The sequence below is a fragment of the Propioniciclava soli genome (assembly GCF_038502305.1).
Lineage (GTDB): Bacteria > Actinomycetota > Actinomycetes > Propionibacteriales > Propionibacteriaceae > Propioniciclava > Propioniciclava soli.
In genome coordinates, this window is the sequence record NZ_CP115965.1 from 1,233,526 (window position 1) to 1,255,612 (window position 22,087).

A 22,087-nucleotide genomic window follows, 5' to 3' on the forward strand; every position below is an offset into this window, starting at 1 on the left:
AACGCCCGACCACGCCCTGAACCCAGGGCGGGCCCCGCCCGACCGTGTCAGTGAGGAGACAAACGATGGGAAATCCCCGGTACATCAAGGTGGCCGAACAGATCAAGGTGATCGTCGCCGAGCTCATCGAGCGTCGCATCAAGGATCCCCGGCTCGGGTTCGTCACCCTCACCGACGTGCGCATGACCGGCGACGGTCGCGAAGCCACGGTGTTCTACACCGTGCTGGGGGATGAGGAGGCGCGCGCCGACACGGCCGCCGCCCTCGCGTCCGCCAACGGCATGATCCGTTCGACCGTCGGCAAGCAGCTGGGCATGAAGTTCACCCCGACCGTCACCTTCGTCCTCGACGCCGTGCCCGAGGCCGCGGCCGAGATGGAGGCCCTGCTCGCCCGGGCCCGCGCGACGGACGCCGAACTGGCCGCCGCGTCCGCCGGTGCGGCGTACGCCGGCGAGGCCGACCCCTACCGCCGGCCGGACGAGGACGACGACGAGTCGGCGGACGCCGGCCGCGACGAGGACGCGTGACCTCCGGGCTCCTCGTCGTCGACAAGCCCGGGGGCATCACGTCCCACCAGGTGGTGGCCCGGGCCCGGCGCGCGCTGGGGCTGAAGAAGGTGGGGCACGCCGGCACGCTCGACCCCATGGCCACCGGCGTGCTCGTGCTCGGCATCGGACGCGGCACGCGACTGCTCGGGCACCTGGCGCTCACCACCAAGACCTACCGGGCCACGATCCGGCTCGGCCAGGCGACCGACACCGACGACGCCGACGGCACCGTCGTGTCCGCCTCCGGCTCGACGCTCACCGGGGTCGGCCCGGCGCTGGGGGTCGAACTCGCCGCGCTCACCGGAGCGATCGCGCAGGTTCCGTCGTCGGTGTCCGCCATCAAGGTCGACGGCCAGCGTGCCTATGCCCGGGTCCGGCGCGGGGAGGAGGTCACGCTCGCTGCGCGCGAGGTGACCGTGACCCGCTTCGATGCCCTCGACGTCCGGGCCGCGGACGCCGACGGCACCCCGGTGGTCGACGTGGACGTCGTCGTCGACTGCAGTTCGGGCACCTACATCCGTGCGCTCGCCCGCGACCTCGGCGCCGCGCTGGGGGTGGGGGGTCACCTCACGGCCCTGCGCCGCACCGCCGTGGGCCCCTTCCGCGTGGAGCACGCGACGTGGGACGCCCACCTCGGGGAACTCGCCCCCGGGCAGCGCGTCGAGCTGCACCTATATCCGCTCGGTGCCATCGCGCCTCTGTGCTTCGTCACGGTCGAGGTGGACGCCGCGGCCGCGGCGGACGTCGCCGTGGGGCGGCCGCTGCCGCTGCGCCTGGACGCCGATCCGACGGCCGTGCTGCACGACGGTGAGCTGCTGGCCCTCTACCGGCCCGACGGGGACGGGGCCCGGCCCGTTGCGGTGTTGACGGCGCCCGGGGACGCCCCGGCAGGCGGCCAGACCGCCGGCGCCGTGGCGGACCGCGAGACGGAGCGCGACGCTGTAGTGTTCCGCCGAGATCCGGAGGCGAGATGAGGGGTCACGTGGGTGAGTCGGTGGTGGTCATCGGCAACTTCGACGGCGTCCACCCCGGGCACGCCGAGGTGTTGCGCCGGGCGCGCGAGGTGGGCGGCGACCTGCCGCTGGTCGTGCTGACCTTCTGGCCCCACCCGGCCTCCGTGGTGCGTCCCGGCTCGGGACCCCGCATGCTGACGCGCCTCGACGAGCGCGTCGCGCTGTTGCGCGCCGCGGGTGCCGACGAGGTGCGCGTCGTCGACTTCACCCCCGACTTCGCCCAGCAGAGCCCGGCGGAGTTCGTGGAGGCCCATCTGGTGCCCCTGCGCCCCGCCCACGTCGTGGTGGGGGAGAACTTCCGCTTCGGCCATCGCGCCGCCGGCACCGTCGAAACCCTCACCGAGCTAGCAGGGGGCCGATTCGCCGTGGTGGGCCTGCCCCTGGTTCATGTCGGCGACGAGGAGACATGCAGCTCGGCGGTGCGTGCCGCGCTCGATGCGGGCGACATCCGCCATGCTGCGACGCTGCTGGGGCGGCCGTTCCGCTTCACGGGGGTCGTGTGCCACGGCGACCACCGCGGCCGCGAGCTGGGGTACCCGACCGCCAACCTGCCCGTGCCCGACGAACTCGCCTGCCCCGCCGACGGCGTCTACGCCGGCCGCGTCACCCGCCTCGACGGCCGGGACGCCCACGGTGCCGCCCTGGCGTCCGGTGTCGAGCCCGCGGCATGGCCGGCGGCCATCTCGGTCGGATCCAACCCCACGTTCGACGGTGTCGAACGGCGCGTCGAGAGCTACGTCCTCGGCCGCACCGATCTGGAGCTGTACGACGCCCGGATCGCGGTGGATTTCGTCGATCGGATTCGTGGCCAGGTCAAGTTCTCCAGCGTGGAGCAACTCATCACGCAGATGGACGACGACGTGCGCCGGGCCCGCGCCGCGCTCGCCTGACCGCCTGCGCGAGCCCGTGACCTGCGGCGTGAGAAGCTCCGGCCCCGCGTCTTGGTGGGTGGACCAGAATCTTCTTAACTCATCAGTCGGCGGCTCACCACCCCGCTGGGGGGGCGGCACGGGTAGGTGAGCGCTCAACTGTCACCCGCAGGGGGGACTGCATGGTGAGATTCTTCCGTGAAATGCTTGAGGAGCGCCTTCGCATACAGCACACTTGAGCTGTGGATGCGGCATGGCTCTGGATCGTGCTGGTGGCGCTGGTGCTGCTGGCCCACCGGTGGATGCGGACGCGCTCGGCCGCGGTGGCGAGCTCACGTCTCGGCCTGCACCCCGCGGACGTTGCGGAGCTCAACCGCATCGCTCGCCGGCTCGTCCGCGACCACCTCACCCCAAGTTCGACCCTCGTGCGGCACCTGTGCGTCGTCCAGGACCGCGCCGTCCCGGTGCGGCGCATCGAGCCCACCGAATGGGAGGGCCGCTGGTACCTCGGCTTCGCCGACGGCACCAGCGTCGTCATCGCCGCCGACTGCCCGGCCACGGTGCTGGCCATCCGCGCGGCGCTGCTGCACGGCTCGGTGACCGTCGTGGGGGTCAGGATCGTCGACCATGGGCTCCAGCTGGACCTCATGGGCGGGCGTCAGCGCAAGAGCGTGCTCGCCGTCGCCGACGCGTGAGGCCCGGCGGGCGGCACCCCGTCAGCGCACCGTGAGCGATTTGCGGTAGATGGCCTCGGTGGGCTCGTCGGTGCCACCGTTCTCCCCGTCGATGACGGACAGGTTGACCGCGCTGCGGTGCGCGCCGGTCGGCGTGTAGTCCAGCGAGATGTACAGGGGAATGGCCGCCGGGTTGTCCGGCGTGACGCCGAGGAAGATCTCGTTGTAGCCGAGCTTTGTCGCCAGGCGCTCGAGGTAGGACGTGAGGGCAGCGCCGAGGCCCTGGCGGCGGGCGTCGGGGACGACCCACAGCAGCTTCATCTCGGGCACCAGCTCCGTGGTCGGACGGCAGTCCAGGATCACCCGGCCGCGCACCTGACCGTCCACCAATCCGACGACGACGTAGAAGTCACCTTCCGCCTGCAGATCGAGGTAGGCGGCGGACAGGCCGGCGGTCTTGGACGTCTCGTTCGCCTCCAGCGCTGCGCGGTCGTCCGCCGTGGCGAGGCGCACATCGAGCCGGGGCTGGGCCTCCTGGGCAGGGATCGCCATGGTGTTCCTTCCTCTCGCGGGCAGCCGGGGGTGGTCGCAGCCCCCAGTCTCTCCGATCGGTGGCCTTTCTCCAACAGCATCTTGCCCACCGGTCGGGGGCGCCACGAGGCGTTCACCCCCCGTTTCACCCCGGGTCAACCGAGCTCCTTCATCGCCGTCACGACGTCGGCGATCACCTGCTGCGCCGAGCCGTACAGCATCGAGGTGTTGTCGGCGTAGAACAGGGCGTTCTCGATGCCGGAGTAGCCGGCGCCCCGCCCGCGCTTGACCACGATGCACTGGCGGGCGCGGTCGGCGTCCAGGATGGGCATGCCGTAGATGGGGCTCGACGTGTCCGTGCGCGCGACGGGATTCACCACGTCGTTCGCGCCGATGACGAGTGCCACGTCAGTGAGCGGGAAGTCGGCGTTGATCTCGTCCAGGTCGAAGATCTGGTCGTAGGGGACGCCGGCCTCGGCCAGCAGGACGTTCATGTGCCCGGGCATGCGGCCGGCAACGGGGTGGATGGCGAACGAGACGCGCACCCCGGCCGCCTCCAGCAGCTTGGTCATCTCCCACACCTTGTGTTGGGCGCCGGCGACGGCCATGCCGTAGCCCGGAATGATGACGACGTTCTCGGCGTAGCGCATCATGGCGGCGGCGTCCAGGGCCGACACCTCCTTGAGCGTGCCCTCCAGCGCACCGCCGGCCTGGGCCTCACCGGTGATCGGGGCGAACAGCACGTTGGTGAGGGGCCGGTTCATGGCCTTGGCCATGAGCTGGGTGAGCAGGGTGCCCGCCGCACCGACGACGATGCCGGCAATGATGAGGGCCGGGTTCTGCAGCACGTAGCCCTCGAGGCCGACCGCGAGGCCGGTGAAGGCGTTCAGCAGCGAGATGACGACGGGCATGTCGGCGCCGCCGATCGGCGCGGTGAGCGCGAAGCCGAGGAACAGCGCGAGCGCGAAGAACGGCACCAGCAGCCACCAGTGCGGGCCCCACACGACGATGGCGACACCCACCAGCAACGTCACCATGGTGTGGATGACGTTGCCGGCGTTCTGGGCGGGCAGCCGGAAGGTTTTCTTCATGATGCCCTGCAGCTTGCAGAACGCCACGACCGAGCCGGTGAAGGCCACCGAGCCGATGAAGGCGCCCAGCATGGCCAGCACGGCGTGCAGGCCGGTCGGCGGCTGCTCGGAGGTGAACTCGACGGCCGCGATGAGCGCCGCAGCGCCGCCGCCCATGCCGTTGTAGACGGCCACCATCTGCGGCATGTCGGTCATCTTCACCACCCGGCCCAGCCACGCCGCGACGCCGCCGCCGAGGATCAGCGCGACGAGCAGCAGCACCAGGTTGACCGTCTTGCCCGGTTCGAAGTAGGCGAGCCCTCGGTCACCGGGCACGAACAGCGTGGCCACCGTGGCGAGCACCATGCCGACCCCCGCCCAGGCGATGCCCCGGCGGGCCGTCCGCGGCGAACTCATCGCCTTGAGCCCGAGGATGAACAAGACCGCGACGACGAGGTAGACCCCGTTCAGCACCCACGCCATGCTCAGGCCTCCTTGCGCGTGACGGCCCGGGCGTCGCCCTTGGCGGCGAACATGCCCAGCATGCGTTCGGTGACGACGTAGCCGCCGGCCGCGTTGGCCGCCCCGAGCAACACGGCGAGGAAGCCGAGCACCAGTTGGAGCGGGGTTTCCGCGTGCGCGAGCGCCCACATCGAGCCGACGAGCACGACGCCGTGCACGAAGTTGGAGCCCGACATCAGCGGGGTGTGCAGGATCACCGGCACCCGCGAGATCACCTCGTAGCCCACGAAGGCGGCCAACAGGAAGATGTACAGGTACAGCAGATCCATCATCGAGGATCACCTTCCGTGGGTTCGGTGGCGGACGCCGCGGGCTGCGGTTCGGCGGCTGACGCGGCGGGCCGGGGTGGGTCGGCCGGTGCGGGCTCCAGGCCCAGGGCGCGCGCGACGCCGTCATGGACGACCCGGCCGCGGTGGGTGAGCGCCGTGCCGGCGATCACCTCGTCGGACCAGTCGATCGCCAGGGCGCCGTCGACGATCATCGGCGCGGTGAAGTTGAACAGGTTGCGCGCGAACATCTCGGAGGTGTGGACGGGCATGCGGCCGGGCAGGTTGACCGGCCCGACGACCCGCGCCGGCCCGACGCGCATGTCCTTGCCGGCGACGGTTCCCTCGACGTTGCCGCCGGTCTCGGCGGCCATGTCGACCACGACGGAGCCGGGACGCATGGCGTCCAGCATCGCGCGGGTGACGATCAGTGGGGCGCGCCGGCCGGGGACGGCCGCAGTGGTGATGACGACGTCGGACTCGGCCACTGCCTTCGCGAGCGCGGACGCCTGCTGCGCGCGTTCCGCGTCGGTGAGCTCGCGGGCGTAGCCGCCCTCGCCGGCCGCGCTCACGCCCGTGTCGACGAACTTGGCGCCCAGCGACTCGACCTGCTCGCGCGTCTCGGGGCGCACGTCGTAGCCGTGGACGATGGCGCCCAAGCGCTTCGCCGTCGCGACCGCCTGGAGGCCCGCCACGCCGGCGCCGATCACCAGCACCCGGCTGGGCCGGATGGTGCCCGCGGCGTAGGTGAGCATGGGGAAGAACTTCGGCGCGCGCGCCGCGGCGATCAGCACGCACTGGTAGCCGGCCGCCGCCCCCTGGCTGGACAAGATGTCCATGCTCTGGGCCCGCGAGATGCGGGGGAGGAGTTCCATCGCGAAGGCCGTGACGCCGGCGTCCGCCAGCGTCTGGGCGTGCTCGGCGCTCGCGTAGGGCTGGAGCAGCCCCATGAGCACCTGACCGGGTCGCAGCTGCGCCTCGGCGTCGGCGGGGAGCCCGTTGATGGTCCACAGGACGTCGGCGCCCGCCACGACCTCGGCGGTGGAGTCGGCCCAGGCGACGTCGCCGAGCGATGCGGGTGTCGCGAACGACGCGTCGGTCGCGCCGCGCTCGATCAGCACGCCTGCGCCCAGGGCTGTGAGCTTCTTGACGACATCACCGACGATGGGGGAGCGAGGTTCACCCACACCGCTCGCAGGGATTCCGACCACGACCGTCATCTGTTCTCCTTTGCGACCCGGGTCGGGCCACAGGCTACTACGCGGCGTCGTGCAGCCGCGACTCTCACGACGTGGAGAGGTTCAGCCGTGGGGGGTGATCCTCCCGTCGTCGAGGTGGAGGACGCGATCGCAGCGCGTCCACACCTCAGGGTCGTGGGTCGCGATCAGCACGGCCCGGTGCTCGCGGGCCTGGGCGAGCAGATCGGACACGGCCTGGGACGCCTGATCGGCGTCCAAGTTGCTGGTGGGTTCGTCGGCGAGCACCAGGGGCGGCTCGCAGGCGAGGGCGCGTGCCAGTGCGACCCGCTGGCGTTGGCCACCGGACAGCGTGTTCACCGGGGCGTCGGACCGATGGTCCAGCCCACGTTTCTGGAGCTGGAGGTGGGCCCGTCGTGCTGCGTCGCGCCGCCCCACACCGGCCAGACGGAGGGGGAGCATGACGTTGGCGAGCGCGGTGTCCATTTCGATCAGGCCCAGATCCTGCAGCAGGACCCCCACCATGCGGCGGCGGAAGGCGGCACCGGCTGCGGTGGACGGACGAGGGACGCGCTGCCCGTCCACCGTCAGGTCACCGGAATCAGGGGTGAGGTGGCAGGCGATGAGGCGCAGCAGTGTGGTCTTTCCGGAACCCGAGGGGCCCACGAGCGCGACGGTCTCACCCGCCGCCACCTGCAGCGAGACCTCGCGCAGGGCGTGGACCGGCTGCCCGCCGAGAAAGGTCTTGCTGACCGCGTTCACGTGCAGCATGCGGTCACACCTCCTGCTCGCGCAGGGACTCAAGAGCGACGTCGGCCAAGGCCCACCGTGACCCCCACCAGGCACCGGCGAGGGTGAGCGCGGTGATCACCGTCGCCACCCAGGGCAGCACCACGGGGGCGTAGTACCCCCCTGACACCAGCTGCAGCCCGAGGAAACTCAGGGCGAGCGCCGGCAGGCTCCAGACGGCAGCGATGAAGCCCACCCAGCGTGCCCCCACCTGGAGCGGGGACGCGCCGAGGGCCCAGGCGACGATGACGCCACGTTTGTTGCTGCGCAGCAGGTGGCTGAACGCGCTCAGGGTGGTGGACAGCGTCGTGAGCATCCCGAGCGCGAAGACCGTGAGGAAGGCGACCCTGCCCTGGTACTCCGAGCGGAAGTCCCAGCGGATCTTGTCCGCGACCAGGCGCGGCTCGGCGTCCGTGACCTGACGCAACGCCTGGAGGTAGCTGCGCAACGCGTCCGGGGTGGGGTCGAGCAGCACCATGCGGGCGGCCAGGTCGACGAACGCGACGGTGTCGAGCTGGGCGACCGACGCGGGGCTCCTCGGGGAGAGGGACCCGGCCGGCGTGGGGGTGAACCCCCACCACGGATCCAGGTACCCACCCCGCGACGCGATCTCGGAGGCGGCCGACGCGCCGAACACGAGGACGTCACCGTTGCCCGAGCGAATGACGGCACAGCCGCGCTCACCGGCCAGCACCCCGGCCACCGCGGCGCGCAGCTGGGTGACGTCCGCGTCCTGGGCGGGCGGGTTGCCCACGACGAAGGAGACGGCGCGTGCCTCGACCAGGCGTTGGGCCGCCGCCAGGTCGGCGGCGCTCTGGACGGCCAATCCGGCGGAGAGGCCCAGCAGGAGGGCGGCCACCGCCACGTGCACCGCCGCCAGGACGCCCCGGGCCCCCACCCGCCACGCATCTTTCAGCCCGGTTCCGAGAGCGAACACCAGCGCGCTCATGGTTCGCGCAGCTTCGCGAGGCTTCGGGTCCGCAGGGCGAACGCCCCGACGGCGACCACGAGATCGAGGGCGAAGACGCCCAGGGCGACGGGCCACAGCCACGCGGGGAACTCCAGGCGAAGGAGGACCCAGCTCACCCAGGCGAGCGCTGCCACGCACCCGAAGGCGGCACACCACGCGAGTGCCGCCGTGGCGCTCTCGCGCCAAGCTGCGTGTGCGGGGGTGGCTCCCAGCCTCGTCCAGATGCGCAGGCGTGGGGCGGCGGCCGCCGCGAGTCCGACCCATCCGCCCGTGGCGCTGAGCCACGCCAACCCGGCGACGAAGAGCATCGCCCAGGACAGCGGCGACGTGACCATGCGCTGGAGGAGTGGGGGCTCGAGGGAGACGGCCACGGCCAGGCCACTCGAGCGCAAGGCGTCCTCGGCGGCCCGCGCGCGCTGGGGATCGGCCGTCTCGATGAGGAGTTCCCCGACCACGGCTCGTGAAGCCAGCAGGGGATAGAGGTAATCCACTCGGGGAGGTGTGCCCTGATCGGAGAACGCGGGGGCTCGGACGTCCGCCCTGGTCACTTCGTCCGCGCCGTCTCCCAGCATGCCGAGAGCAGTACCCATCCGGACTGACACGACGCGCGTGGCCGCACCATAGTCAGCACGATCAAAGGGGAGGCCGGACCACCGTAGATCGGGGTCATGGACCCCCATGCCCAAGGAGACCTCGGATTCGGGAATGAAGACGGCTCGACAGTCGTCTTCAGGAAGGACGCCGGACACGGCCGCCCAGACGCGGCCAGCCGCGACGGGATCGTCCGGTTCGCCAGGTGCGGTGTCGATGCGCAGGCTCACGGTGTGGGACGCGTCGAGGCCCATGAGACGTTCCGCCTGTGCGGTGTCGGCGGCTGCCCCATACCCCAGGATGGAGGTCAGGAGGGCCAGCAAAGGAAGCCGGAGCGCCGCGAGCCTCCACCCGACGCCGAAGCGGCTGACACTGCCGGGGCCTTGGCCGGCCTTCGGGCCGGATTTCGACCTCACGCGCACTTCGCCGCGGGCAACCAGCCGGGGAGCGCCGCAGGCAACCAGCCGGGGAGCGCCGCAGGCAACCAGCCGGGGAGGGACGCCACGCGGGCGACGAGCAGCGTGTTCATGGGGCCTCACTGGCTGGGGGGAGGTGTTGAAGAAAGCTACTCAGCCCCCCGGGGCGCGTCAAGGAACCCGGAATGGGGAGCCGGAGGCGCCAAGTGGCCGGTGCGGCCGGCGTCCGGTAGAGTGGACCCTTGGCGTCAGGACGCCCGCGGATCAAGAGAGCCACCCACACCGGGACCGGCGCCGCGCAACGGACGAGGGGAGCAGCACATGGATGCCGCAACGAAGAAGGCCACGATCGAGGAGTACGCGACGAAGCCGGGCGACACGGGTTCCCCCGACGTCCAGATCGCGCTCCTGACCAAGCGCATCGCGCACCTGACCGAGCACCTCAAGGAGCACAAGGGTGACCACCACAGCCGCCGCGGCCTCATGCTGCTCGTCGGCCAGCGTCGCCGCCTCTTGAACTACGTGGCGAAGCAGGACATCGAGCACTACCGCTCGCTGATCGCCCGCCTCGGTCTGCGTCGGTGAGGTTGGACTGAACCTGGGAGGGAGTGACCGCGCGGTCACTCCCTCTCAGCCATGTCCAGCCGCTAGCGTGGTTCCCGGACGCCGACGGCGTCCGCCACGCACCCGGGTGGTACGCACGGCGTCCGCCCAGCACAACTGAAGATCAGCACGACTGAAGATCAGTACAACTGAAGACCTGTCCACTGCTCACCTGGCCCATGCCTGCGGTCCTCGGTAGTGGCTCCCGGGACGCGAGGCCCCACCGTGCGGTGGGCGCCGGCGGGGCCCGAGGGCCTCGATCGAAGACCGATCCCTGGCCGGCGCGGGTGGGCACCCACGAAAGGAAACACTCCATGGCCATGGAGGGACCTGACCTCCGCTTCACGGAGGCCGTCATTGACAACGGCTCGTACGGCAAGCACGTCGTCCGCTTCGAGTCCGGGCTGCTGGCCCGGCAGGCGAACGGCTCGGCGGCCGTGTACCTCGACGAGGACACGATGCTGCTGAGCGCGACCACCGCCCAGAACAACCCGCGTGACGCGATCGACTTCTTCCCGCTGACGGTTGACGTCGAGGAGCGCATGTACGCTGCGGGCCGCATCCCCGGCTCGTTCTTCCGCCGCGAGGGGCGCCCCAGCGAGAACGCGATCCTCGCCTGCCGCCTCATCGACCGCCCGCTGCGCCCCTGCTTCGTCAAGGGCCTGCGCAACGAGGTCCAGGTCGTCGTCACCGTCATGGCGCTCAACCCCGACGTGCGCTACGACGTGCTGGCCATCAACGCCGCCTCGGCGTCCACCACGCTCGCCGGCCTGCCGTTCTCCGGCCCGGTCGGTGGCATCCGCGTGTCGCTCATCGGTGACCAGTGGGTCGGTTTCCCGACCGTGGCGCAGATGGAGGACTCGACGTTCGACATGGCCGTCGCCGGCCGCGTCCTGCCCGACGGTGACGTCGCGATCATGATGGTCGAGGCCGGTGGCACCGAGAGCACCGTCAACTTCGTGCGCTCCGGCAAGACCGCGCCGACCGAAGAGGTCGTCGCCGAGGGCCTCGACGCCGCCAAGCCGTTCATCAAGGCGCTGTGCGAGGCGCAGATCGAGCTGGCCAACCAGCTGCCCAAGGCCATGAGCGTCTTCCCGGTGTTCAAGGACTACGAGGACGACGTCTACGCCGCCGTGGCGGACGCCGCCAGCGAGCGCCTGCAGGCCGTCATGAGCATCGCCGGCAAGGTGGAGCGCGAGACGTCCACCGAGGAGTTGCTCGCCGCCGTCCGCCAGGAGGTCGGTGGCCGCTTCGAGGGCCGCGAGAAGGAGGTCACCGGTGCGTTCCGCGCGCTGACCAAGAAGGTGGTGCGCGGCAAGACCCTCACCGAGGGCGTCCGCATCGACGGCCGCGGCACCCGCGACATCCGCACGCTGAGCGCCGAGGTCGGCGTGATCCCGCGCGTGCACGGCTCGGCGCTGTTCATGCGCGGGGAGACCCAGATCTTGGGCGTCTCCACGCTGAACATGCTCGACATGGAGCAGAAGCTCGACACGCTGGCGCCGGAGACGACGAAGCGGTACATGCACAACTACAACTTCCCGCCCTACTCGACCGGTGAGACCGGCCGCGTCGGGTCGCCGAAGCGCCGCGAGATCGGCCACGGCGCGCTGGCCGAGCGGGCCCTGGTGCCCGTGCTGCCCTCGCGCGAGGAGTTCCCGTACGCGATCCGCCAGGTGTCCGAGGCGCTCGGCTCGAACGGGTCGACGTCCATGGGCTCGGTGTGCGCCTCGACGCTCTCGCTGCTCAACGCCGGTGTGCCGCTGGCCGCGCCGGTCGCGGGCATCGCGATGGGCCTCATGAGCGCGGAGATCGACGGTGAGATGCGCTACGTCGCGCTCACCGACATCCTCGGCGCCGAGGACGCCCTCGGTGACATGGACTTCAAGGTCGCCGGCACGCGCGAGTTCGTCACCGCCCTGCAGCTCGACACCAAGCTCGACGGCATCCCCGCCGACGTGCTCGGCGCGGCGCTGCTGCAGGCCCGCGAGGCGCGCCACACGCTGCTCGACGTGATGAGCGAGGCCATCGACTCCCCGGATGAGATGAGCCTGTTCGCGCCGCGCATCATCACGGTGAAGATCCCGGTCGACAAGATCGGCGAGGTCATCGGGCCCAAGGGCAAGGTGATCAACCAGATCCAGGACGACACCGGCGCCAACCTCTCCATCGAGGACGACGGCACGATCTACATCGGGGCGACGAACGGGGAGGCCGCGGAGGCCGCCCGCTCGGCCGTCAACGCCATCGCGAACCCGACCATGCCCGAGAAGGGTGAGCGCTACCTCGGCACCGTCGTGAAGACCATGCCGTTCGGCGCGTTCATCTCACTCATGCCCGGCAAGGACGGCCTGCTGCACATCAGCAAGCTCCGCGAGCTGAACAACGGCCAGCGCGTCGAGAACGTCGAGGACGTCGTCAGCGTGGGCCAGAAGCTCCAGGTCGAGATCTCCGAGATCGACGATCGCGGCAAGCTGTCGCTGATCCCGGTCGTGGAAGCCAAGGCGGAGGCCGCTGGCGAGTCGAAGGACGAGGCTCCGGCCGAGGCCTGATCACCTCCTCGGCGATGCCGGGTCACCGTTCGGCGGCCCGGCATCGTCGCGTCCGGGCTCGGTCGACCCCGCGGGGGCGGCGTCCTTGGCGTTCGGGGCAGCCTCCCTGTGGTTGGCGTCGGCACCCTGTCGTTGGGGTCGGCACCCTGTCGTTGGGGTTGCCTCCCTGTCGCTGGGATCGCTTCCCCATGCGAGTCCCACCACCCTGCTGTTGCAACGCTGGGGTGGTGCGTCTGGGGCAGGGTGGCGTGGAGAAGGACAGGGTGGCGTCGGTAAGGGCAGGGTGGCGGCTCCAACGGCAGGGTGGCACCCCGTTCTCCACCACTGCCAACACCTGGCCCCGGATGGCCAACACCTGGCCATGGTGTGCGGTGACCTGACGTGCTCGGATGGGATCCATGACGGACGAACCGCATCTGATCACCACCGACGAGCTGGGCCACCGCCTGGGCCTGGGCCCCACGGGCATCCGCGCGATGATCCGGTGCGGCGAGCTCGTGCGTCTGCGCCGGGGCGGGCATCTGTGGGTGCCCGGCCGGGTGTCCGAGGCGTCCGCCCCCTGTGACGCCGCCACGCTGCACCGGCTCCTCGTGCGCGCAACCCAACCGCACCTCGGCGCGTCGACCGTGGTCAGCCACACGTCGGCCGCGGTGCTGCACGGGTTGCCCGTGCCGGTGCAGCGGCTGGGGGTCGTCACCGTGATTCGCGGTGCGTCCCACGGCGGACGATCGCCGCTGCTGGTGGCGTCGGACGCCAACGTGCCGGCCAGCGACGCCACCGAGGTGGACGGCGTCCGCGTGACCACCCTGCAACGCACCCTGGTGGATCTGCTGCGCACCCAGCCCCTCGACTGGGGTGTCGCCGCCGCGGACGTCGTGCTGCGACGGGGGGTGGACGCCGCCGGCGTGGCCGAGGCGTTGGCGCGGGCCCGGGGCACCAGTGGCGTCCGCCGGGCTCGCACCGCTTGGGAACTCGCCGATCCGCTGAGCGAGTCGGTGGGGGAGTCGCGCTCGCGGGCGTTGTTCCACCTCGAGGGCATCCCGGCGCCGACGCTGCAGCGGCAGATCCGGGACGCAACGGGCCGCGTGGTCGGCACGGTGGACTTCGCGTGGGACGAAAGCAACACCGTGGGCGAGTTCGACGGGGCCGTGAAGTATGGCCCGCTGGTCCCGGCAGGGCGGACGGCCGCGGACGTCGTCATGGCCGAGAAGCGCCGCGAGGCCCTGATCCAGGCCGAGGACTGGTGGATCGTCCGCTGGGGATGGCAGGACCTGTCCCGCCCCCGTGATCTCGCCGCCCGCATCCGGCACGCGTTCACCGTCGGGCGCCGACTGCCCCGAGCCGCCTGAGCGATCCCGGTGCCACGCTCCGGGCCAGGACGAGCGTCGTTGGCGCCGGCCTCGCCACCCTGCCGATGGGCCCTCCACCCTGCCGATGGGCTCGCTACCCTGCCGATGGACTCGCTACCCTGCCCCACGCGCCACCGCCCTGTCCGTTCTGCACCACCCTGCCGCTGCACCCTGCGTGTCAGCCTGTTGTGGGACAGCGGGGTGGTGGAGAGGATTGATGATGGATAACGATGATGTTCCGTTCCGGCCGTCTCGTTCGAGCAAGTTCACCCCGCAGCAGCGTTGGGCGTTGTTGTTGGAGTATGACCAGTGTCTGGAACGAGGGAGTCGGGTGGCGTTTTGTCGGCGAATCGGGGTGTCGTCGTACACGATGAACTCGTGGGTGCAGCAGCGGGCGGCTGGGTTGATCACGGAGCCTGACCCGGCTCGTTCGCGTGGGGATCGGAGGGGCGTGTTGACGTATGAGGAGCGGCAGGAGCTGGAACGGCTCCGCCGGCAGAATGAACGCCTCAAGGTGGAGTTGGAGCAGTCCAGAGCGGCTGCTGACATCTTGGGAAAAGCTGCCGCGTTCTTGGAGGGGTTGGCCAAGAACGCGGATCAGAACCAGACCCAACCGGAGCCTCCACCGGTGCCGGGCCGGCCGGCGTGGCTGGCCGATTCCGATACCTCGAGTTTGCCCTCGATACCGCCACGTCCCTCGAAGGGGTTGGGGTGAGCGTGGTCCAGGCATGTCGCTGGCTCGGGGTGTCGCGGTCCACGCTGTATCGGTATCGCAACCCGAACCCGGCTGGTGGGGTGGTGGTGCCGCACGCGGAGCGGAACTATCCCCAGCGGCTCGCCCCTGCCGAGACTGAAGCTGTCGTGGCTAGGTTGAACGCTGAGGACGTGGCCGACATGTCGATCAGGGAAGGGTTCTACCATCTGCTCGATCGCGGGGAGTACCTGTGCTCGCTGGCCACGATGCACCGGATCATGCGGCGAGCCGGGCAGTCCACCGATCGTCGTCGACAACGGACCCGGACCGGTGTCAGGGGCCGGCGTCATGCGCCACGCCTGCACGCGACCGCGCCCCGGCAGGTGTGGTGTTGGGACATCACCAACGTGCAGGGCCCGGGACGGATCTGGTTCAAGCTGTATGTCGCGATCGATCTGTACTCCCGCTACGTGGTCGCGCACCGGGTCGAACACCACGAACGGCCCGACCTGGCCAAAGACATGTTCCAAAAGGCGTTCACCGACCAACACTGCGTTCCTGCGGTCATCCACGCCGACAACGGCTCCCCGATGCGTGCCGGCACCCTCACCGACATGTTCAGGTTGTTGCACATCACCACGTCCCACTCCCGGCCCCGAGTGTCCAACGACAACCCGTTCGCTGAAGCCGTCTTCAAAACCGTGAAGTACGACCTCGCCTACCCCGGCCGGTTCGACACCATCGACCAGGCCCAAGCCTGGTTCACCGCCTTCTTCGACCACTACAACAACCACCATCACCACGCAGGCCTGGCCGGTCACACCCCCGCCCGCGTCCATGACGGCACCTGGCCCACCACCCACGACCTGTGGACCACCACCAAAACCGCTTACGCCGCCAAACACCCCACCCGCCACCCCAAACCCCCGAAAACCCCCACACCCCCAGACCACGTCTGGATCAACCAACCCCCAACCCAACTGTCCCAAACAGCTTGATTCATTCCGTGCAACGGCAGGGTGGTGGAGCAAGGCTGGGGTGGCGTCGGTTCCGGCAGGGTGGCGGCGGTTCCGGCAGGGTGGCGGCGGTTCCGGCAGGGCGGTGGGTCCGGCCGGGGTGGCGAGGGCTCGGGCAGGGTGGTGGGTCCGGCAGGGTGGCGACGGTTGGGGCAGGGTGGCGGCAGGGCCGGCCGGGGGAGGCGCACACCCCGGTCGCGCGCGCCGCTGCCCCGGCGGCCGGCTCGCTAGGGTGGCGGCATGGCATCCGACGAGCGACGCGACGAGCGTCCGTGGGTCCGGTTCTACCAGCCGGGCGTCCCTGCGGAGATCGAGATTCCCACCACCTCGTTGGTCGACATGTGCGAGGAGTCGGTGCGCGAGGCGGGCGACGCCGTCGCGCTGGACTTCTTCGGACGCCGCACCAGCTACCGGGCCATGGGCGAGCAGATCAACCGCGTCGCCGCGGGGCTCGCGCGGCTCGGCGTCCGCGCGGGGGACCGCGTCGCGCTGATCCTGCCCAACTGTCCCCAGCACGTCGTCGCCTTCTACGCGGTGCTGCGGCTCGGGGCGGTGGTGGTGGAACACAACCCGCTCTACACCGCGCCGGAGCTGCGCCATCTCGTCGACGACCATCGCGCGGAGGTGATCATCGCCTGGGACGCCGCGGTCGCGAAGATCGCCGATTTGCCGCGCGATCTCGGGGTGCGCCACATCGTGGCGGTCAGCCTCATCGAGGCGATGCCGCTGGTCAACCGGTGGGCGCTGCGGCTGCCGATTCCCGCCCTGCGCGCCACGCGGGACTCCCTGTCCGGCCCCGCCCCCGGCGCGCTGCCCTGGCGCAGGCTCCTCGAGAACGACCCGCTCCCCGACACGCACCCGCGCCCGGCGGTGGACGACCTGGCCGCGATCCAGTACACCTCCGGCACCACGGGCCAGCCGAAGGGGGCCATGCTCACCCACCGCAACCTGCACAGCAATGCGCTGCAGGGTGAGGCGTGGATGCACGATGCGCAGTACCGCCGGGAGGTGTTCTACGCGCTGTTGCCGATGTTCCACGCGTTCGGCATGACGCTCTACCTCACCTACGGCATCCGCAAGCAGGCCCACCTCGTGCTGCTGCCACGCTTCGATGTGGACCTGGTGTTCAAGGCCTGGCGCACGGCGCCCGCCACCGTCTACTGCGCCGTGCCGCCCATCTACGCCCGGACGGCTGAGGCGGCGGCGGAGCGCGGCGTCGACCTGAGCAGCGCCAAGTTCTGCATCTCGGGCGCGATGGCCCTGACCGACGACGTCGTCGAGCGGTGGGAGTCCCTCACGGGCGGCCTGCTCGTCGAGGGCTACGGGATGACCGAGTCGTCCCCCGTGGCCCTGGGCAACCCGTTCGACGCCTCCCGACGCCGGACGGGCACGATCGGCATCCCGTTCCCCTCCACCGAGATGAAGGTGGTCGACCCCGAGGATCCCGACCGGGAGGTGGCGTGCGGTGACGACGGCGAGCTCCTCATCCGTGGCCCCCAGGTGTTCCGCGGTTACTGGGAGAACCCGGAGGAGACCGCGCGGGTGCTCCTGCCGGGCGGCTGGCTGCGCACCGGTGACATCGTGACGCAGGACGCCGACGGCTTCACCACGATCACCGACCGGGCCAAGGAACTCATCATCACCGGCGGCTTCAACGTCTCGCCCTCGGAGGTCGAGGCCGTCCTGCGCGGGCATCCCGCCCTCGTCGACGTCGCCGTGGTCGGACGCCCGGCCCCGGGAGGCGGGGAGACGGTGGTCGCGGTGGTCGTCGTCGAGCCGGGCCAGTCGGCACCGACGACCGCGGACGTCCGGGCGTTCGCCAAGCGGGAGCTCGCCGCCTACAAGGTGCCGCGCGAGGTCGTCGTGACCGACGAGTTGCCCCGCTCGATGCTCGGCAAGGTGTTGCGCAAGCAAGTGCGCGACGCCCTCGTGGACGCTACGGAGCGTCCGTGAGCAGCGGCAGGAGGTCGGCCACCGAGTCCAACACCCGCGAGGGTCGGTAGGGGAACGACTCGAGCTCCGCGGCCCGGGTCGAGCCGGTGAGCACCAGCACGGTGTGCAGGCCCGCCTCCATGCCGGCGACGATGTCGGTGCTCATGGTGTCGCCGATCATGCCGGTGCTCTCGGAGTGGGCCTGGATCTGGTTGAGCGCGGAGCGGAACATCATCGGGTTCGGCTTGCCGACGATGTAGGGCTTGCGTCCGGTGGCGGCGGTGATCATGGCGGCGAAGGCCCCGGTCGCCGGCACGATGCCGCCGTTGCCCGGCCCGGAGACGTCCGGATTGGTCACGATGAACCGCGCCCCGCCCAGGATCAGCCGGATCGCCCGCGTCGCCTGCTCGAACGACATGCCCCGGGTCTCGCCGAGCACGACGAACTCGGGGTCGAGGTCGGTGAGCACGAACCCCGCCTCGTGCAGCGCGGTCGTCAGCCCCGCCTCGCCGAGCACGTAGGCCGTCTTGTCGCCATTCTGGTTGGCGAGGAACGCGGCCGTCGCCATCGCTGAGGTCCAGATGTTCTCCTCCGGCACCTCGAGGCCGGCGCGGTGCAGGCGGGCCGCCAGGTCGCGCGGCGTCTGGATCGAGTCGTTCGTCAGCACGAGGTAGGGGGTGTCGTGCCGCGTCCAGTGGTCGATGAGTTCCTTCGCGCCGGGGATCGCGGTGTCGCCGTGCACGAGCACGCCGTCCTTGTCCGTCAGCCAGCAAGCGAGGTTCTTCGGATCGCGCATGCGTCCATCTTCGCCCATCGGTGTGAACGGAGGGCGAACGACGCCCGGACGCCACCCGCGCGGCCGACCCGCGGGTGGGCAGGGCGTCCGGGCGCTTAGGATGGCCGACATGTTGGTCGCCGTGTTCGGAGCGAAGGGGCGCATGGGCGCCGAGGTGTGCCGGGCCGTGAGCGAGGCCGACGGCCTGGAACTGGTCGCCGCCCTCGACGCGGGGGAGGATCGGACGCCGGCGGCGTCCGCCGACGTGGTGGTCGACTTCACCGTGCCGGACGCCGTGATGGAGAATCTCGCCTGGTGTGCGGAGCACGGCATCCACGCGGTCGTCGGCACCACGGGCTTCACCCCCGAGCGGCTGGACGCCGTCCGGGACCTGTTCGTCGGCTCGGGGGCGAACGTCATCGTCGCGGCCAACTTCTCCATCGGCGCGTTGCTGATGATGCACTGGGCCCAGGAGGCGGCCCGGCACTACGAGTCGGTCGAGATCATCGAGCTGCACCACCCCGACAAGGTGGACGCCCCCTCAGGGACGGCCGCCACCACCGCCCGCCGGATCGCGGCGGCCCGGGCGGACGCGGGGCTGGGCCCGGTACCGGACGCCACCACCCAGGACGCGGGGGCGCGTGGCGCGGACGTCGACGGCATCCGGGTGCACGGCGTCCGCCTGCGGGGCCTGTTCGCCAACCAGCAGGTGATCTTCGGCAACGAGGGTGAGGGGCTCACCATCACCCACAACAGCTACACGCGGGCGTCCTACATGCCGGGTGTGCTGGCCGCGGTGCGTGCGGTGGCGAGCCGACCCGGCCTCACCGTCGGCATCGAGGGCATCCTGGGGATCGGCTCGTGAAGGCGCTCGCGTGGATCGTGGGCTCCGTGCTGGTGCTCGGCGCGCTCCTCGTCGGGGCGGTGTACGTGTTCGACGCGCCGATCCGCGAACGCATCGAGGCCGAGGCGCTCAGGGAGGTGGAAGGGGCCCTGGCGGTCGAGGGCGGGGACGTCAGCGTCGAGGGGTTCCCCATCGCGTGGTACGCGGTGCGCCAGGAGTTCCCGGCGATGGAGCTCACCGCCGAGTCCGTTCCGTTCGAGCTGGCCACCGGCCCGGTCGTCGCCCACGACCTGACGGCCCGCCTCACCGACGTGGCCCTGGCCCCCGACGCCGTGCGGGCCGCCGGGCTGACCGGCACGACGCGGCTCGACTATTCCGACCTCAGCGCGCTGGCGGGTGTCGAGGTGACCCACGCCGACGGCGACCGCATTCGCTCGAGCGGCTCGTTCCGGGTTCTCGGCATGAACCTCACCGGGACGGTGACGGCCGTCCCGGTCGTGGACGCCGCCACGCAGACGGTGCGCCTGGAGGCACCGGAGGTGGACGTGGCCGGCGTCCGGATCCCCGACCAGGCCGTCGCCGCGCTCGTCGACACGGTGTGGCAGCCGGTCTCCCTCGACCTGCCCTACGCCATCGACGTGACGGCCATCACCGCGACGCAGGAAGGCCTGCTCGTGGATCTCACCGGCACCGACGTGACGTTGCCGACCGGCTAGCGCGGTGGGGTGGCGGGGGCGGGCTGGCCCGCCACCCGCCGGTCCCGCTCAGATGGCCGGGTGCGGCGAACGCTCCTGCGGACGCACCGGCGCGGGGGGCGTCCCGTCCCCGAACGGCCGCCCGCCCAGGCTCTCGCGCCCGTGCGGGGTGAGCCACGCGGCGGCGTCCGGGCCCTTCGGCACGATCTGGAGCGGGTTCAGATCGGTGTGCACCACGTAGTAGTGCTGCTTGATCTGCTCGAAGTCGATCGTGTCGCCGAACCCGGGGGTCTGGAACAGGTCCCTGGCGTAGGCCCACAGCACGGGCATCTCGCTGAGCTTGCTGCGGTTGCACTTGAAGTGGCCGTGGTAGACGGCGTCGAAGCGCACCAGCGTCGTGAACAGCCGCACGTCGGCCTCGGTGATGGTGTCGCCCATCAGGAAGCGCCGGTCGGCGAGCCGCTCCTCCAGCCAGTCCAGGGCGGCGAACAGCCGGTCGTAGGCGGCGTCGTAGGCCTCCTGGCTGCCGGCGAAGCCGCAGCGGTACACGCCGTTGTTCACCTCGGTGTAGATGCGCTGCATGACCTCGTCCATCTCGGCCCGCAGCGCTTCGGGGTAGAGATCCGGGGCGCCGTCGCGGTGGAACTCGGCCCACTCGCTGGAGAAGTCGAGCGTCATCTGGGCGTAGTCGTTGGTGACGACCTCGCCGGTCGCGACCTCGACCAACGCGGGCACCGTGATGCCGCGCGTGTACTCGGGGAAGCGCGCGAGGTAGGCGTCCTTGAGCCGGTGGATGCCGAGGACGGGGTCGACGCCGCCCTCGTCGAGATCGAAGGTCCAGCTCTCGGCGTCGTGCACGGGCCCGGGCATGCCGACGGAGAGGACGTCCTCCAGGCCCAGCAGGCGCCGCACGATGAGGGTGCGGTTGGCCCAGGGGCAGGCCCGGGCGGCGACGAGCCGGTAGCGGCCGGCCTCGACCGGGCGGTCGCCCTCGCCGGGCTCGCGGCAGACGCGGGTGGTGATGTACTGGGTGTCGCGCTCGAACGCCTTGCCCTTGCTCGAGTACTGGCCCCCCGTGGTGTGCTCCTGCGGTGAGTTGTTCATGCTTCAACCATATCGGTCGGTTCGTCACGGCGCGTGGGTTGCCATCGGGTGCACTCCCTTGTCGCCCGGCCGGGCCGCGGCCGCGGCGTCCGGCGTCATATTCGCCGCACCACGGCCCGGGCGGTGAGGTCGTCGATGACGAGGTCGGTCGCGACGCCGGCGTGCAGGGCGCCGAGCACGGCCGGGGCCCGTTGCGGGTCGGCGACCACGCAGATGCGGCGCGGCACCCGGCGCAGTTCGGCGGGGGTGAGCCCGGTGGCGCGTTGGTTGGCCTCGATGTCGGAGTACGTCCCGTCCTCGCGCAGCAGCACGGTGCAGATGTCGCCCACCACGCCGTGGCGCAGCAGCGACTCGCGTTCGGCGCGGTCGAGGTACCCCGCGGCGTACACGTGGGAGGGGATGCTCCCGGTCAGCGAGCCCACGCCGAAAACGGCCACGTCGAGCTCGGCCAGCAGGGAGAGCACGTGCTGCACGGACCGCTCCCGCCACATCGCCTTCTTCGTTGCTGCGTAGTCGAAGAAGGCGGGCACGGGGAAGAGCGTCACCTGGCTGTCGAAGGCGTCGCCGATGGATTGCAGGATCTCACCGACGTACGGCAGGCCCGACGAGGTCGGGGTCGCGCCACCGTTCATCTGCACCACCGAGGTGCCCGAGAGCGCCCGGCGCGGGAGGTGGTGGGTGAGCGCGGCCACGGTGACGCCCCACGCGACGCCGATGAGCTGGTTGTCATCGACCACCTCGGCGAGCAGCCGCGCGGCACGCTGGGCCACCTCGTCGATGCGGGCGACCACCGGGCTGGTGCCGCGCACGGTCACCAGGTGCACCGTCACCCCGAAGGCGTCCCCCAGCTCGCGCGCGATCGGGGAGCGCGATCCCACGGCGTCCGCGATGCTGATGCGCACCAGGCCGGACGCGCGCGCGTCCGCCAGCAGCCGCGACACGGTCGAGCGGGAGACACCGAGCTCGCGGGCGATGCCGTCCATCGTCTCACCGCGCACGTAGTAGCCGGTGGCGGCGAGGTACATCTGGTCGTCACGGGCGTTCACGTCACCACCCTCCTCCTGCACG

At 71.1% G+C, this 22,087-nt stretch carries 21 protein-coding genes; 11 read left to right on the top strand and 10 right to left on the bottom strand.

Annotated elements, in window-relative coordinates:
* Window positions 1–65: 65 nt before the first annotated feature.
* The 4 genes from rbfA (at window position 66) to PCC79_RS05660 (ending at window position 3,125) form a co-directional block, all read left to right on the top strand.
* Window positions 66–527, top strand: a complete 462-nt coding sequence (gene rbfA, locus PCC79_RS05645; protein WP_232549785.1) for a 30S ribosome-binding factor RbfA — start codon at window positions 66–68, stop codon at window positions 525–527.
* Window positions 524–1,522, top strand: a complete 999-nt coding sequence (gene truB / locus PCC79_RS05650) for a tRNA pseudouridine(55) synthase TruB (protein WP_342373256.1) — start codon at window positions 524–526, stop codon at window positions 1,520–1,522. The genes rbfA and truB overlap by 4 nt, the downstream gene beginning before the upstream one ends.
* 8 nt (window positions 1,523–1,530) lie before the next feature.
* Window positions 1,531–2,451, top strand: coding sequence for a bifunctional riboflavin kinase/FAD synthetase (locus PCC79_RS05655; RefSeq protein ID WP_342373257.1), 921 nt, complete (start codon window positions 1,531–1,533; stop codon window positions 2,449–2,451).
* A 221-nt stretch (window positions 2,452–2,672) separates the two neighbouring features.
* On the top strand, window positions 2,673–3,125 hold the full coding sequence (locus tag PCC79_RS05660; protein ID WP_232549782.1) for a hypothetical protein: 453 nt from the start codon (window positions 2,673–2,675) through the stop codon (window positions 3,123–3,125).
* A 21-nt stretch (window positions 3,126–3,146) separates the two neighbouring features.
* On the opposite strand, the gene PCC79_RS05665 is transcribed toward PCC79_RS05660, so the two are convergent.
* From PCC79_RS05665 to PCC79_RS05695, 7 genes are all read right to left on the bottom strand, one after another.
* The gene (locus PCC79_RS05665; protein ID WP_232549781.1) at window positions 3,147–3,656 is read right to left on the bottom strand and encodes a GNAT family N-acetyltransferase; all 510 of its coding nucleotides are present in this window, start codon (window positions 3,654–3,656) and stop codon (window positions 3,147–3,149) included.
* 134 nt (window positions 3,657–3,790) lie between these two features.
* On the bottom strand, window positions 3,791–5,188 hold the full coding sequence (locus tag PCC79_RS05670) for an NAD(P)(+) transhydrogenase (Re/Si-specific) subunit beta (RefSeq protein WP_232549780.1): 1,398 nt from the start codon (window positions 5,186–5,188) through the stop codon (window positions 3,791–3,793).
* Between the two features lie 2 nt (window positions 5,189–5,190).
* Entirely contained in the window at window positions 5,191–5,499 is a 309-nt protein-coding gene (locus PCC79_RS05675; protein ID WP_232549779.1) for an NAD(P) transhydrogenase subunit alpha, read from the bottom strand.
* Window positions 5,496–6,713 carry an NAD(P) transhydrogenase subunit alpha gene (locus PCC79_RS05680; protein ID WP_342373258.1) on the bottom strand — a complete coding sequence of 406 codons (1,218 nt, stop codon included), beginning with the start codon at window positions 6,711–6,713 and terminating at the stop codon, window positions 5,496–5,498. The genes PCC79_RS05675 and PCC79_RS05680 overlap by 4 nt, the downstream gene beginning before the upstream one ends.
* Before the next feature lie 81 nt (window positions 6,714–6,794).
* A complete protein-coding gene (locus PCC79_RS05685) occupies window positions 6,795–7,460 on the bottom strand; it encodes an ABC transporter ATP-binding protein (protein ID WP_342373259.1) in 666 nt (221 codons plus the stop codon).
* A 4-nt stretch (window positions 7,461–7,464) separates the two neighbouring features.
* On the bottom strand, window positions 7,465–8,427 hold the full coding sequence (locus PCC79_RS05690) for a hypothetical protein (RefSeq protein ID WP_232549776.1): 963 nt from the start codon (window positions 8,425–8,427) through the stop codon (window positions 7,465–7,467).
* Window positions 8,424–8,939: a hypothetical protein gene (locus PCC79_RS05695; protein WP_342373260.1), complete on the bottom strand. Its 516-nt coding sequence runs from the start codon at window positions 8,937–8,939 to the stop codon at window positions 8,424–8,426. The genes PCC79_RS05690 and PCC79_RS05695 overlap by 4 nt, the downstream gene beginning before the upstream one ends.
* Window positions 8,940–9,776: 837 nt before the next feature.
* Here PCC79_RS05695 and rpsO point away from each other — a divergent pair.
* The 5 genes from rpsO (at window position 9,777) to PCC79_RS05720 (ending at window position 17,622) form a co-directional block, all read left to right on the top strand.
* Window positions 9,777–10,040 (top strand): 30S ribosomal protein S15, encoded by a 264-nt coding sequence (gene rpsO / locus PCC79_RS05700; RefSeq protein ID WP_232549764.1) that lies wholly within the window; start codon window positions 9,777–9,779, stop codon window positions 10,038–10,040.
* 338 nt (window positions 10,041–10,378) lie between these two features.
* Window positions 10,379–12,610 (top strand): polyribonucleotide nucleotidyltransferase, encoded by a 2,232-nt coding sequence (locus tag PCC79_RS05705; RefSeq protein ID WP_232549763.1) that lies wholly within the window; start codon window positions 10,379–10,381, stop codon window positions 12,608–12,610.
* 398 nt (window positions 12,611–13,008) lie between these two features.
* Window positions 13,009–13,959: a hypothetical protein gene (locus PCC79_RS05710; protein ID WP_342373261.1), complete on the top strand. Its 951-nt coding sequence runs from the start codon at window positions 13,009–13,011 to the stop codon at window positions 13,957–13,959.
* A gap of 711 nt (window positions 13,960–14,670) precedes the next feature.
* A complete protein-coding gene (locus PCC79_RS05715; RefSeq protein ID WP_342371676.1) occupies window positions 14,671–15,651 on the top strand; it encodes an IS3 family transposase in 981 nt (326 codons plus the stop codon).
* Between the two features lie 258 nt (window positions 15,652–15,909).
* Window positions 15,910–17,622: a long-chain-fatty-acid--CoA ligase gene (locus tag PCC79_RS05720; protein ID WP_342373262.1), complete on the top strand. Its 1,713-nt coding sequence runs from the start codon at window positions 15,910–15,912 to the stop codon at window positions 17,620–17,622.
* Here the strand turns inward: PCC79_RS05720 and PCC79_RS05725 are convergent.
* On the bottom strand, window positions 17,606–18,397 hold the full coding sequence (locus PCC79_RS05725) for an HAD-IIA family hydrolase (RefSeq protein ID WP_232549760.1): 792 nt from the start codon (window positions 18,395–18,397) through the stop codon (window positions 17,606–17,608). The two genes, PCC79_RS05720 and PCC79_RS05725, sit on opposite strands and share 17 nt — an antisense overlap.
* A gap of 109 nt (window positions 18,398–18,506) precedes the next feature.
* Between PCC79_RS05725 and dapB the strand changes: the two genes are divergently transcribed.
* Both dapB and PCC79_RS05735 read left to right on the top strand, forming a co-directional pair.
* Window positions 18,507–19,241 carry a 4-hydroxy-tetrahydrodipicolinate reductase gene (gene dapB, locus PCC79_RS05730; RefSeq protein WP_232549759.1) on the top strand — a complete coding sequence of 245 codons (735 nt, stop codon included), beginning with the start codon at window positions 18,507–18,509 and terminating at the stop codon, window positions 19,239–19,241.
* Complete coding sequence (locus PCC79_RS05735) at window positions 19,238–19,936, top strand: LmeA family phospholipid-binding protein (RefSeq protein ID WP_342373263.1); 699 nt, start codon at window positions 19,238–19,240, stop codon at window positions 19,934–19,936. The genes dapB and PCC79_RS05735 overlap by 4 nt, the downstream gene beginning before the upstream one ends.
* A 48-nt stretch (window positions 19,937–19,984) precedes the next feature.
* Here PCC79_RS05735 and PCC79_RS05740 read toward each other — a convergent pair whose 3' ends face one another.
* Window positions 19,985–21,019, bottom strand: coding sequence for a glutathione S-transferase family protein (locus PCC79_RS05740; RefSeq protein WP_232549757.1), 1,035 nt, complete (start codon window positions 21,017–21,019; stop codon window positions 19,985–19,987).
* A gap of 95 nt (window positions 21,020–21,114) precedes the next feature.
* Complete coding sequence (locus PCC79_RS05745) at window positions 21,115–22,065, bottom strand: sugar-binding transcriptional regulator (protein ID WP_342373264.1); 951 nt, start codon at window positions 22,063–22,065, stop codon at window positions 21,115–21,117.
* Window positions 22,066–22,087 lie beyond the last annotated feature (22 nt).